General features: G+C 37.7%; 11 protein-coding genes. All 11 read left to right on the forward strand.

Features of this window, described 5'->3' with window-relative positions; translation table 11 throughout:
• Positions 1 to 16 precede the first annotated feature (16 nt).
• The 11 genes from LV716_RS02900 to LV716_RS02950 all read left to right on the forward strand — a co-directional run bounded on the left by LV716_RS02900 (position 17) and on the right by LV716_RS02950 (position 13,606).
• Positions 17 to 2,602 carry a BamA/TamA family outer membrane protein gene (locus LV716_RS02900; RefSeq protein ID WP_163416297.1) on the forward strand — a complete coding sequence of 862 codons (2,586 nt, stop codon included), beginning with the start codon at positions 17 to 19 and terminating at the stop codon, positions 2,600 to 2,602.
• 55 nt (positions 2,603 to 2,657) lie between these two features.
• Complete coding sequence (gene fbaA, locus LV716_RS02905) at positions 2,658 to 3,725, forward strand: class II fructose-bisphosphate aldolase (protein ID WP_163416298.1); 1,068 nt, start codon at positions 2,658 to 2,660, stop codon at positions 3,723 to 3,725.
• Positions 3,726 to 3,762: 37 nt separating this feature from the next.
• Positions 3,763 to 4,623, forward strand: coding sequence for an acetyl-CoA carboxylase, carboxyltransferase subunit beta (gene accD, locus LV716_RS02910; protein WP_163416299.1), 861 nt, complete (start codon positions 3,763 to 3,765; stop codon positions 4,621 to 4,623).
• A gap of 8 nt (positions 4,624 to 4,631) precedes the next feature.
• Positions 4,632 to 5,120, forward strand: coding sequence for a hypothetical protein (locus LV716_RS02915; RefSeq protein ID WP_163416300.1), 489 nt, complete (start codon positions 4,632 to 4,634; stop codon positions 5,118 to 5,120).
• 117 nt (positions 5,121 to 5,237) lie between these two features.
• Positions 5,238 to 5,507 carry a 30S ribosomal protein S15 gene (gene rpsO, locus LV716_RS02920; protein WP_163416301.1) on the forward strand — a complete coding sequence of 90 codons (270 nt, stop codon included), beginning with the start codon at positions 5,238 to 5,240 and terminating at the stop codon, positions 5,505 to 5,507.
• Positions 5,508 to 5,728: 221 nt separating this feature from the next.
• Positions 5,729 to 7,951, forward strand: a complete 2,223-nt coding sequence (locus LV716_RS02925) for a polyribonucleotide nucleotidyltransferase (protein ID WP_163416302.1) — start codon at positions 5,729 to 5,731, stop codon at positions 7,949 to 7,951.
• Between the two features lie 167 nt (positions 7,952 to 8,118).
• Positions 8,119 to 8,982 carry an RNA polymerase sigma factor RpoD/SigA gene (locus LV716_RS02930; RefSeq protein ID WP_097046264.1) on the forward strand — a complete coding sequence of 288 codons (864 nt, stop codon included), beginning with the start codon at positions 8,119 to 8,121 and terminating at the stop codon, positions 8,980 to 8,982.
• A 558-nt stretch (positions 8,983 to 9,540) separates the two neighbouring features.
• Entirely contained in the window at positions 9,541 to 10,587 is a 1,047-nt protein-coding gene (locus tag LV716_RS02935; RefSeq protein ID WP_163416303.1) for an AraC family transcriptional regulator, read from the forward strand.
• An 84-nt stretch (positions 10,588 to 10,671) separates the two neighbouring features.
• Positions 10,672 to 11,478, forward strand: a complete 807-nt coding sequence (locus LV716_RS02940) for a type 1 glutamine amidotransferase domain-containing protein (protein WP_163416304.1) — start codon at positions 10,672 to 10,674, stop codon at positions 11,476 to 11,478.
• Positions 11,475 to 11,894 (forward strand): nuclear transport factor 2 family protein, encoded by a 420-nt coding sequence (locus LV716_RS02945; protein WP_163416305.1) that lies wholly within the window; start codon positions 11,475 to 11,477, stop codon positions 11,892 to 11,894. Before LV716_RS02940 ends, LV716_RS02945 begins: the two co-directional genes overlap by 4 nt.
• Positions 11,891 to 13,606, forward strand: a complete 1,716-nt coding sequence (locus tag LV716_RS02950) for a serine hydrolase (RefSeq protein WP_163416306.1) — start codon at positions 11,891 to 11,893, stop codon at positions 13,604 to 13,606. Before LV716_RS02945 ends, LV716_RS02950 begins: the two co-directional genes overlap by 4 nt.
• Positions 13,607 to 13,618: the final 12 nt, after the last annotated feature.

A 13,618-nucleotide genomic window follows, 5' to 3' on the forward strand; every position in this document is an offset into this window, starting at 1 on the left:
TGTATTTTTGGCTTCTATGAGGATTTTTTTTGGTCCATTGTGTAACTGGGCAAAAATAGGGTTATTGTTGCTTATGTTTACCGTTGTAGGTTGTAATACCCTTAAAAAGGTTGGCGACGATGAGCTGCTACTGACTAAGAATACCATTTATGCCGATGATGAAAAGGTTAGTGACGATGATGTTAGAAGCCTTATTGCACAAAAGCCAAATAGCGATCTACTAGGCTATCCTTTGCGATTGAACCTGTACAACCTTGCCAAGGAAAATCCGGATTCCTCTTTTCAAAATTGGTTGCACAGAAAAGAAAAACGGGAAAAAAGGCTAAACCGATTACTTTCCAAAAAACAAGTAAACCGATTAAGGGAATCCTTTGTTGTAAAAGGAGCCAGTGATTTTTTAAAAAGAATAGGCGAACCACCAGTTACCATTGATACATCTTTGACAAAAAAAACAGTGGATCGCTTAGAGGCCTACTACGACAGTAAAGGATATTTTAATAACTCGGCAAGCTATGATATCGTCGAAGGCAAAAGAAAAAAAAGAGCCGAGGTCGATTATAAGATCTCCTTGGAAAAGCCTTTTCTAATAGATACCATTGTCAAAAATATTACATCACCAGAACTAGATTCCATTTATCAAATAGCCCCAGAAGAATCATTTGTTAAAAAAGGAGAACAATTTGATTTGGGAAACTTCAACTTGGAAAGGGAACGTTTGACCACACTTTTCAGGAACTCTGGTGTGTATAATTTTCAAGAAAGTTCCATCAATTATAATATTTTAAGGGATACTTCGCTGCTGGCGGACGATCAGTTAATGGATGTACAATTAAATATTCAGAAACCAAGAGGTGCAAATGATACGGACAGTACTGAGACCTACCGAGTTCATAGGCTCAAAAACATTAATATTTATGCCGACTATTTAATCGGTGGAGCGACAGATTCGCTCAAGTTCACGACCTATGAGAACTACACCATATACTACGCTAATAAATTAAGATACAAACCCAAGGCATTGACCGATGCTGTTTTTTTTGAAAAAGATAGTGTTTATAGGGACTTGGATAGAATAAGAACTTACAGGCAGATAACGAATTTGAATACGTTCAAATATCCAAATATTGAGTTTATACCCGATTCTACGAAATCACAATTGACCACCAACATTTATCTGGCACCAAGACCCAAGTTTTCTTTGAGCTTTGATTTTGATGTAACCCATTCCAACATACAGCGAGTGGGAACTGCATTTAGTTCATCATTAACCTCAAGAAACGTTTTTGGAGGAGCAGAAACCTTAAGTATTTCGGCAAGGGGGTCCATTGGCCTATTAAGTGATGCCTCTTTATCAGATGAGACCTTTACTTCGGAACTGGGAGGGGATATCAATATTACTTTTCCAAGAATATGGTTTCCCTTAAAGACCAAAAAAATAATTCCCTACTACATGTTGCCCCAGAGCCGACTATCCGTAGGTACCAATTTTCAGAGGAACATTGGGCTGGACAAACAATCACTTAATTCGATTCTCTCTTATAATTGGTCGCCTACAAATAGTTTAAAGCACAATATCGAACTATTAAATGTAGAGTTTATACGAAACGTAAATCCAGATAACTTCTACAATGTATACCAAAATACCTTCAGTAACTTAGATGAAATAGCGGACGAATTTCAAGACGACCCTCAATATGCGTCGTTTTATGAAGAATCTGGCGATACAGATGACCCGCTTCGCCTTAGCATACCAAATGGAGCAAATGGTTTTGTTGAAGCCGTATTGAACAATGAAATTCCAACTACCGAAGAACAACTGAGCGAGGTAAACAGTATTGGTGAACGCCGACAAAGATTAACTGAAAACAACCTTATTTTTGCGAGTAATTACTCCTTTACCAAAAACAGCAAAACCGATATTAATGATAATAATTTTTATCAGTTACGAGTAAAGCTTGAGAGTGCGGGCAACCTACTATCACTTCTGGAAGATATAGTCCCATATAATAAAAATGATAATGACCAGCTCTTGGTTTTTGGTGTTCCGTTTTCCCAATATTTTAAAACCGAATTTGACTTTATTAAACATTGGGATGTTGCAGATTCCAAGGTATTGGCATTTAGGAGTTTCTTTGGTCTCGCGGTTCCCTATGGAAACTCAGAAAGCATTCCTTTTTTACGAAGTTATTTTGCAGGGGGCTCCAATGACAATAGGGCATGGAATGCCTATGAATTAGGTCCAGGTAGTACTAGCAATATCAATGATTTTAATGAAGCAAATTTAAAAATTGCCTTTAATCTAGAATATCGTTTTCCCATAGCCGGGGATGTAAAAGGAGCATTATTTGCCGATGCTGGCAATATTTGGAACGTTTTCGATAACGAGAATAACCCAGATGCCATTTTTACAGATGTCACATCCCTTGCCGATATTGCTTTGGGAACAGGTTTGGGCCTTCGTTATGACTTTACTTATTTTGTTTTTAGATTAGATGTCGGGTTCAAAACCTATAACCCGGCAGAAGAATGGTCAAGACGTTGGTTCAAAGGTTATAATCTTGGAAATGCAGTGTATAATATAGGTATCAATTATCCTTTCTAGAGCAAATATTTTATTACTTTTGTAGCTTAATTTAACCCTAACTAACAAGAAAATTATGTCCCACAATATAAAGCCAGGCGTTGCCACCGGAGATGAAGTACAAGCAATTTTCAACCATGCGAAAGAATATGGTTACGCCTTACCCGCAGTAAACGTAATAGGCTCAAATACGATAAATTCCGTATTGGAAACTGCGGCAGAACTCAACTCTCCCGTAATAGTTCAGTTTTCCAATGGGGGTGCTCAGTTCAATGCTGGTAAAGGTTTATCCAATGAAAACCAAAGAGCTGCTGTTCTGGGAGCAGTAGCCGGCGCAAAACATGTTCATCAATTGGCAGAAGCCTATGGTGCAACAGTAATATTGCACACAGACCATTGTGCAAAAAAATTATTGCCATGGATAGATGGACTTTTGGACGCTAGTGAAGAACATTATGCTACAACTGGCAAGTCATTGTTCAGTTCTCATATGATCGACCTTTCCGAAGAACCCATTGAAGAAAATATAGAAATCTGCAAGGGGTACTTGGAACGCATGAGCAAGATGGGCATGACCCTAGAAATAGAGCTTGGTGTTACAGGAGGTGAAGAAGATGGTGTGGACAATACCGATGTTGATGATTCCAAACTTTATACACAACCAGAAGAAGTGGCTTACGCTTACGAAGAACTTTCAAAAGTAAGTCCAAAATTTACGGTAGCCGCAGCCTTTGGAAACGTTCATGGTGTTTATAAGCCAGGAAATGTAAAGCTTACACCGAAAATCCTTAAGAATTCACAAGAATTTATCGCCAACAAATACGGAGTAGCTCATAATCATATCGATTTTGTCTTTCATGGCGGGTCAGGTTCAACAGTTGAGGAAATTCGTGAAGCCATTGGATATGGTGTAATCAAAATGAACATTGATACAGATTTACAATACGCATTCCTTTCAGGAGTTAGGGATTACGTCCAGGATAAGTCAGCATATTTGCAGGCACAGATAGGCAATCCAGATGGAGATGACCAACCCAATAAAAAGTTTTATGACCCAAGAGTTTGGTTACGTTCAGGGGAGCAAGCATTTGTTACGCGCTTGAAAAAGGCATTTGAAGATTTAAATAACATAAACACCCTATAAGCTTCCGAAAAGGCCGTTTAACTTAAAATTTGATTTTATGTCGTCTTGGTTTAAAAGAAAAGAAAAAGGAATACAAACAGCTACGGAGGAGAAAAAAGACACCCCCAAGGGACTATGGTACAAGTCCCCCACTGGAAAAATTGTTGAATCTGAAGATTTAGCCAAAAACTTTTATGTAAGCCCTGAAGATGATTACCATGTTCGCATTGGCAGTAAAGAATATTTTGAAATCCTTTTTGATGATAACAAATTCAGGGAACTTGATGAGAAATTATCATCCAAAGACCCTTTAAAGTTTGTTGATACAAAAAAATACTCAGAGCGTTTAAAAGCTGCACAGCAGAAGACAGGACTTAAAGATGCCATTAGAACAGCAGTGGGAAAATCTATGGGCAAAGAAATTGTTATTGCCTGTATGGATTTCAGCTTTATCGGAGGTTCTATGGGCAGTGTCGTAGGCGAGAAGATTGCCAGGGCGATTGATCATGCCAAAAAGAAAAAAGCTCCTTTTTTAATGATTTCAAAATCAGGTGGAGCCCGTATGATGGAAGCAGCTTTATCGCTTATGCAATTGGCAAAGACCTCTGCCAAACTAGCTCAATTGGCCGAAGCCAAGGTACCTTACATTTCTTTATGTACCGACCCAACAACAGGAGGAACTACTGCTTCTTATGCTATGCTAGGTGACATTAATATTTCCGAACCTGGTGCATTGATAGGTTTTGCCGGACCAAGAGTCGTAAAGGACACTGTGGGAAAAGATTTGCCAGATGGTTTCCAAACTTCAGAATTTGTAAAAGAGCATGGATTTTTGGATTTTATAACCCATCGTAGGGATTTAAAAAAGAATGTCAATTTATATATTGATTTGATTCAGAACCTACCTGTGAGATCTTAGTTAAAAAGATGAGATTCTTTTCAATCCAGTTAACACTCATTTGTATTCTTTTTTTCTGTTGTTCGTCCAATAATAATAATTCGGAATCAGAAGAAACTTCAAGCGATTCAACTAATGAAGACGTTGCACTTGTAACTGAAGTCAATGTTACTGGAAATGAAAATGACTACACATTCAGTGTAACCATTTCAAGTCCAGATAAAGGATGTAACCAATATGCAGATTGGTGGGAAGTTGTTGATTTGGATGGAAATCTAATTTATCGTAGAATTTTGGCCCATAGCCATGTAAACGAGCAGCCCTTTTCACGCTCTGGCGGTGCTGTTGCAATCCTAGAAAATATAACGGTCTATGTACGGGCTCACATGAACAACTCAGGATATGGCAAAAATGTGATGAAGGGCTCGGTAAAAGAAGGGTTTAAAGAATTTGAACTTGGAATTTTCGCCGAAGACTTAGATAAAATAGAGCCTCTTCCAACTGGTTGTGCTTTTTAAGATATAGCCGATACGCTCTAATTTAATTTTAGAAGAATTATTTTGAAAAAAGACTTATCTTTGCACGCTGATTGAAAGACAATCGCATACATAAAAATCATTTAAATAAATATTGGAATGTATTTAACGAAAGAAGTAAAAGCTGAAATCTTTAAGAAACACGGCGGCGCAGAAGGCAATACAGGTTCTACTGAAGGACAGATTGCATTGTTCACACACCGTATCAACCACTTAACAACGCATTTGAAAAGAAACCACAAGGACTACAATACAGAGCGTTCTTTGGTAAAATTGGTAGGAAAAAGACGTGCTCTTTTAGATTATCTAAAGAAAAAAGATATTGAAAAGTACCGTTCTTTGATTAAAGAATTAGGTATCAGAAAATAAAAAACTAGGGGAAGCTTTGGCTTCCCCTTTTATTTTGGCTAAACTTGTTTAGCAATTGCAAAATCCTAATCATAAATTAGGTAAACACAAAAAGCTGCCTACAGTTTTTCATTGGTCAGTGCCACAGGCACACACAACAACAACACAACCCGACCGTCCGGATGGCGGTAGACCAAATGTTTAATAACCCGTGTAAACTATGAACGGGTAAGATATTTTTTATGATTCCAAAAACTTTTAAAGAGGTCATAGACCTTGGTGACGGTAGAGAGATTTCTATTGAAACCGGAAAATTGGCAAAACAGGCCCATGGCTCTGTTGTCGTTCAATCTGGCAAGTGTATGTTATTATGTACAGTTGTGTCCAACTACAAACAAGCAGATGTGGATTTTTTACCGTTAACGGTAGATTACCGCGAAAAATTTGCTGCCGCTGGGCGTTACCCTGGTGGTTTTTTCAAGCGTGAAGCAAGACCAAGTGACGGTGAAGTATTGACCATGCGTTTGGTAGACCGTGTTCTTCGTCCGCTTTTCCCTAAGGATTATCATTCCGAAACACAGGTGATGATTCAGTTAATGTCTCATGATGAAGACGTAATGCCAGATGCTATGGCGGGTTTAGCCGCTTCTGCAGCTATTCAACTTTCAGATTTTCCATTTGAATGCGCAATTTCTGAAGCTAGAGTTGGTCGTGTAAATGGCGAATTTGTCATCAATCCAACCAGAGCACAGCTAAAAGAATCCGACATTGACATGATGATAGGTGCTTCTGCAGATTCTGTGATGATGGTTGAAGGAGAGATGGATGAAATCTCAGAAGAAGAAATGACAGAGGCCATCAAATTTGCGCACGAAGCCATTAAAGTACAATGTGCTGCCCAAATACGATTGGCCGAGGCTTTTGGGAAGAAAGATGTTAGGGAATATGATCCAGAGCGTGAAGATGAAGATCTTGCCAAAAAGGTACATGACCTTACGTATGATAAAGTTTATGCAGTTGCAAAAGCAGGTTCTGCCAAACATGAGCGTAGTGCTGCTTTTGATGCTATTAAAGAAGAAATAAAAGCGACTTTTTCTGAAGAGGAGTTAGAAGATTTTGGAGATTTAGTATCCAAATACTTCTACAAAGCGGAAAAAGCTGCCGTTAGGGATTTAACCCTCAACGAAGGACTTCGATTAGATGGTAGAAAAACGGATGAGATTCGACCAATTTGGTGCGAGATCGATTATTTACCTTCGGTTCACGGTTCTTCCATCTTTACAAGAGGAGAAACTCAGGCATTGGCTACGGTTACTTTAGGTACATCAAGAGAGGCCAATCAAATAGATATGCCATCTTATGAGGGCGAAGAAACTTTCTATCTGCACTATAACTTCCCTCCTTTTTCAACTGGTGAAGCTAGACCAATTCGTGGTACATCGCGTAGAGAAGTAGGTCACGGAAACTTGGCGCAACGTGCCTTAAAAGGGATGATTCCTGAAGATTGTCCATATACTGTAAGAGTTGTTTCCGAAGTATTGGAATCCAATGGTTCTTCTTCTATGGCAACAGTTTGCTCTGGTACTATGGCTTTGATGGATGCCGGTGTTCAATTAAAAAAACCAGTTTCTGGTATAGCCATGGGATTGATTACTGATACCGATTCTGGAAAGTATGCCGTTTTATCCGATATTTTGGGCGATGAAGATCACTTAGGAGACATGGATTTTAAAGTGACAGGTACTGCTGATGGTATTACTGCTTGTCAAATGGACATCAAGGTAAAAGGACTTTCCTATGAAATTTTGGTCAAAGCCTTAATGCAAGCCAAAGATGGTAGATTGCATATTCTAGAAAAGTTGACAGATACTATTGAAACACCAAGAGAAGATGTTAAGTCTTATGCCCCAAAAATTGTCACTAAAGTTATTCCAGGAGAATATATTGGTGCCGTAATTGGTTCTGGTGGAAAAGTGATTCAAGAATTGCAAAAAGAAACTAACACTACTATTGTCATCAACGAAGATCCTGACACTGAAGAAGGTATCGTGGAAATTCTGGGTACTGGACAAGAAGGCATTGATGCGGTTATCGCAAAGATAGAGGCATTAATGTTCAAACCCGAAGTAGGTAGTGTTTATGAGGTGAAAGTCATTAAAATGCTAGACTTTGGTGCCGTTGTAGAATACATTGAGGCCCCTGGCAACGAAGTATTACTGCATGTATCTGAACTAGCTTGGGAGCGCACTGAGAATGTTTCTGATGTAGTGAACATGGGAGATGTCTTTGACGTGAAGTATTTTGGTCTTGACCCAAGAACCAAAAAAGAAAAAGTTTCCCGCAAAGCCCTTTTGCCAAAACCGGAAGGTTATGTTGAAAGACCTCCAAGACGAGACAAAGGCGATCGTAGAAATAGTGGTGACCGCAGAAATGGCAATCGTGATCGAAAGCCAAGAAGGGACTAATTTTTAGTTGACCATTAAATATGTAAAAACCCTTGGGAAAATCCCAAGGGTTTTTTCTTTTACAAAAAAATTGCAAATAAATTTTATCAAATTGTAACTTTTTACATTTTCCTACGTATAATCTAATGAGCTTCGGTTCACAAATAAAAAAAGAAGGGAAAATTTAGATGAGACAGTTAAAAATTACAAAGCAGGTTACCAATAGGGAAACCGCTTCGTTAGACAAATATTTACAGGAAATCGGTAAGGTTGATTTGATTACTGCCGATGAAGAAGTAGAATTGGCACAACGAATTAAAGCGGGAGACCAAGTAGCCTTAGAAAAATTAACTAAAGCCAACCTCAGGTTCGTGGTTTCTGTGGCAAAGCAGTACCAAAACCAAGGACTAACACTTCCAGATTTAATTAACGAAGGGAACCTAGGGTTGATCAAGGCAGCACAACGTTTTGATGAGACCCGTGGATTTAAGTTTATATCCTATGCCGTTTGGTGGATTCGTCAATCCATACTTCAGGCATTGGCGGAACAATCCCGTATTGTTAGGTTGCCGTTGAACAAAATCGGTTCCATCAATAAAATAAACAAAACGTTTGCTTTTCTGGAGCAAGCACACGAGCGTATACCCTCTGCTGAAGAAATTGCCAAGGAATTGGATATGACCGTTGAGGATGTAAAACAATCGTTGAAAAATTCAGGACGTCATGTATCCATGGATGCACCTCTTATAGATGGTGAGGATTCCAATTTATACGATGTTTTACGAAGTGGGGAATCCCCAAACCCTGATAAAGATTTGTTGCACGAGTCTTTGCGCACAGAGATTGAACGCGCCCTAGAAACCTTAACACCAAGAGAAGCTGATGTTATTCGCCTTTATTTTGGACTGGCAGGACAACATTCCATGACTTTGGAAGAAATTGGTGAAACTTTTGATTTAACAAGAGAAAGAGTGCGTCAAATTAAGGAAAAAGCAATCAGAAGATTAAAACATACTTCTAGAAGCAAAATATTGAAAACTTACTTGGGGTAACCCTAAGATTATCTCACAAATTACAGTTAAACAAACCTTAAATTTGTTTTTTGGCAAGAAAGTTGTAATTTGTAATCCTACAACAGTTTATCATGACTGTTCGTTTTTTGATTGATGAATAAACTCCGGCTGATTACCGGAGTTTTTTCATTTATACTATTTAGTAAACACCTGTTTTTCAGTACGTTTTACTTCATAATTCACAAGAAAGAGAACGTGACAGCTAATATTTTTCAGTTTAAACTATAAATCAATCTTCCCTTTCAACTGACAACTTAAACGCTTTTTATGTACTAGCTGTGTAAAAACTTTACACCATAACTCAATTCTTGTTAAAGTTTTTTAAACTTCTGTCCAACCTTTAATTTCTCGCATACATAGATATTATAAGTGTTACGTATTAATTTAAAGACGGGGGATATGAATTTTAGCATATAGGTACAATTCCTAGGTGAGTTGAACCAAGGTTAGCCTTCTAGTTAAGTCCAATGGGGTTTCACCAATGTTATATGGCTTTATCTAAATTGTTTATTTTTAAGAAGAATAATCAAATAAGCTATGGAGTTAAGCAATACTCTTCTTTTCTTTTTTAGCGCATTAGGAGCATTCAATGGCTTGGTTTTGAGCATGTATTTTATTTGGTTTGCCAAACCAAAACGTATTGCAACCAAGTTCTTGGGGTTTTTATTGTTGATGATGAGCGTTCGGATTGGAAAATCCGTTGTATTCTATTTTAAGCCAGATTTAGCTTTCATCTATCTTCAATTAGGACTTTCAGCCTGTTTCTTTATTGGTCCATTTCTATTTTTTTATGTAAAATCGGTAATTGAAGTGAATAGCCGTATTGCCAAAACCTGGAAGTATCATATTTTAATTCTTTTACCGCTAATTAGTATTGTAGGTTATTTGTATCCTTTTAAAACGAATGTAGACCTTTGGAGGCCTTATATAATCTATGGCATATACACACAATGGTTTATTTATATAGTGGCTTCTGGTTGGGTATTGAAGGATACTTTAAAAAAAATAATAAATAACCCAAGGAAAACTAGCTCTTTTGAAATATGGGTCTTAAGCGTTTTTGGTGGCAATATTATTATTTGTTCAGCATATTATTTTACAAGTTTTACACATTATTTAGCTGGTGCACTTACATTCTCCTTTCTTTTTTATCTACTCTCACTACTCCTATTTTTAAATCGAAAGAAGAATACCTTCTTTTTCATACAACCTCAAAAGTATGTAGACAAAAAAATTGAAGCCTCGCAAGCGGAGAATCTATTTGAAAGGTTGGATACCCTTATGGCAGAAAATGAACTCTACAAAAACGCCAACTTAAAATCTTCCGATGTTGCCCAAAAACTACAAATTTCCGTTCATCAATTGTCCCAACTTTTAAATGATAATGCCGGAAAAAGCTTTCCCCTGTTCATAAATGAATATCGTATTGAAAAAGCTCGGCAGATGCTAACAGAAAGCCAGCACTTAACGCTGGAAAGTATTGGCTACGAGTGTGGTTTTAATTCAAAATCAACATTTTACACTTCTTTCAAAAAAATAATAGGTACCACACCCGCCAAGTACAAAGCGCAATTACAGGGTTAACATTTATAAATCCGAACTCCTATTTTATAATATAAAATCAGCTTTTGAAAAAGTACGTGCAATTTGCTGAAAAACAAATCGGCAATGAAAAATACTTTTTTGCTCATCTGCCTCTTATCAGTTGTAATTGGTTGTAATTCAAAAACTGCCAAAGAGGAGAAATCTTCAGACCCGGAAGAGGTACAAAGTACAACCCCACAAAAGGATAGTATATTATTCATAGTATCCAATCAACATACTTATGGGGATACCGATATAAATGCATCCAATCATTTTGCCGAAATAGTTTTGGCCTTTGATGTTCTTAAGAAAGAAGGATATGTCATAGATTTTGTAAGCCCGGAAGGTGGTGCAATTCCAATAGGTTACCTCAATACTTCGGACTCCATCCAAAAGAAATACTTGTACGATTTTGAATTCATGAACCTTCTAAAACACACAAAAAAACCGGAAGAAGTTGAAGCTTCAAATTATATGGCCGTTTATTACGGAGGTGGCGGAGCTGCAATGTTCGGTGTACCGGAAAACAAAGCGATTCAAAAGATCACATTGGAAATCTATGAAAAGAACAATGGAATAGTAGCCGCAATTTGCCATGGCACTGCTGGACTTGTAAACCTAAAAACTTCAGATGGAAAGTTCATTTATGAAGGTAAGAAAATTAATGGTTTCCCCGATTTGTTCGAAAATATGGATGCCGAATACTACAAACAATTCCCTTTTTCCATTGAACAGACCATAAAAACACGAGGAGGTGATTTTGTGTATTCAAAAGAGGGATGGGATAATTATTCGATTGCCGATGGCAAATTAATAACAGGACAAGATCCAACTGCCGCAGCATCCGTAGCAACGAAAATAAGTAACGCATTAAAAGACAGTATAAAATGAAAAAAATTATCACCGCAACGCTAGTATTGACAGGAATACTTTTTTCCTATTCCCAATCCGAGATTGAAGACATAAACAAGGTCCTCTACGATTATATTGAAGGCACCGCAAATGGAGAACCAGATAGATTGAACGATGCTTTTGATACAGATTTCAATCTGTACTTCGTTAAAAATGACTCCCTTAAAATCTGGTCTGGGAGACAATATATCAGCAATATTAAACCCGGTAAAAAAAGTAATCGAATCGGGAAAGTTCTTTCTATTGATTTCGAAGGAAATGCGGCAATGGCAAAAATTGAAATCTTAATGCCCGGCCCAAAACGAATTTATACCGACTACTTAATGTTACTCAAAGTAATGGGCAAATGGAAGATAATCCATAAGTCGTTCACTTTTAAAAACTATCCAGAATGAAGCTTCAAAAAACACTTAGCGCGTTTTTCTTCACGCTAACCATAGCAACAGTTTCTGCACAGCTATCTTCAAAAGAAGAACAAAGCATTGACAGTATTTTCATTGAATGGAACAGCAACAAACCTGGAATGGCCGCAGGATTGATCTATGGAAACGAAATACAGTACTTAAAAGGTTTCGGAATTGCAGACATAGAAACCAATAGGGCCATCGACCCCAAAACCAAGTTTCAAATTGATCATCTCTCCAGACAATTTACGGTGCTATCCATTCTTCTGCTAGAGAAAATGGAAAAGTTGGCCATGAACGACCCCGTCCAAAAATTTATCCCCGAACTACCAACATACCAACACAAACTTACCATTGGCCATTTGGTAAACCATACCAGTGGCTTGAATGACTACGAAATACTAAAATTACTTTTGGGAAAAGAAGAAGACGATGTTTTTACCCATAAGGATGCAATGCACTTAATACGTACACAAAAAACGCTAAACTTTAAACCTGGCACAAAATTTTCGTATCTAACCTCCAAAACTGAACTCACGCTCTTAGCAGAAGTTATTACCAAAGCTTCGGGTGAATCGTTGACAGTCTTTTCCAAAAAGTACATCTTCGCCCCTTTACAAATGAACAACAGCACATTTGTTGAAGATTACAATAGTATTATACCCAATGTGGCGAATTCTTATCAAACCGAGGGGGATACACTCAAAAAAGAAGTATTGAATTTAAGCAATGCCGGCCCTACCAATTTATATACTACAGCAGAAGATTTACTGGCATGGTATAAAAAGCTTACACTGCCCATTAAAAAGCCTTCAATACTAAACGAAGCCATAAAAAAATTGGACCAATTGGTTAAACTGGATAATGGTACTACTTACAATTCATCTTGGGGACAAATGACTTTAGGAAGGTCTTTCTACCATTTAGAAAGAGGGCTTCCCGCGTATTGGCAATATGGTCTAGTAGGTGGTTACGGCACCAATGTGTTCCGATTCCCGGAACAAGACCTTACTTCTTTTGTAATGGGCAACAATAACAGTTATAATGGCATGCCCGCAATGATGATGGCCACTCACTTTATAGAAGATAAATTTCCCGAACCAAGCACTGTTGACCCGACCAAAATAAAATCCAGAAAAGTAACCACTTCTGAACTGCAAACCTATGAAGGAGATTATTGGAATGCCGAAAGAGCATTGGCAAGACGGTTTTTTGTAGAAAATGATACTCTATTTTATACACGGCCCGGACAAGACCAAGGACTTGCCACGATTCCATTAAAGCAAAGAAGGAGTTTTCAACTACAAGTAGAAAGTGATGATGTTATTATATTCTCCTTTTCTGAGGAGAACGGAAAAGGGATATATGATATTAAATCTGGCATAGGAGACCCATATCGTTACAAAAAGTATGAGCCTATCACTTATACAGAAGAAGAGTTGAACCATTTTGAAGGTAATTTTTATAACGAACAACTCAATAGTGTTTATACCTTTAAAATTGAGGATAACGAACTAGTCGTATCCGGACCCGAAAACAGTACGGCGACATTTTTCCCAGTAGTAAAAAACGTTTTTAGAAGTAGTGCCATACAATTTGGCAGTATCATCTTTGCGCGAAATCAAAATGGAAATGTTACCGGGTTCCAAATCAGTACCGATGGTATTCAGAACTTGTTCTTTACTAAAATCAATAATAGTTAGCGGTAAGGTTTT

The organism is Flagellimonas sp. HMM57, from assembly GCF_021390175.1.
Classification (GTDB): Bacteria; Bacteroidota; Bacteroidia; order Flavobacteriales; family Flavobacteriaceae; genus Flagellimonas.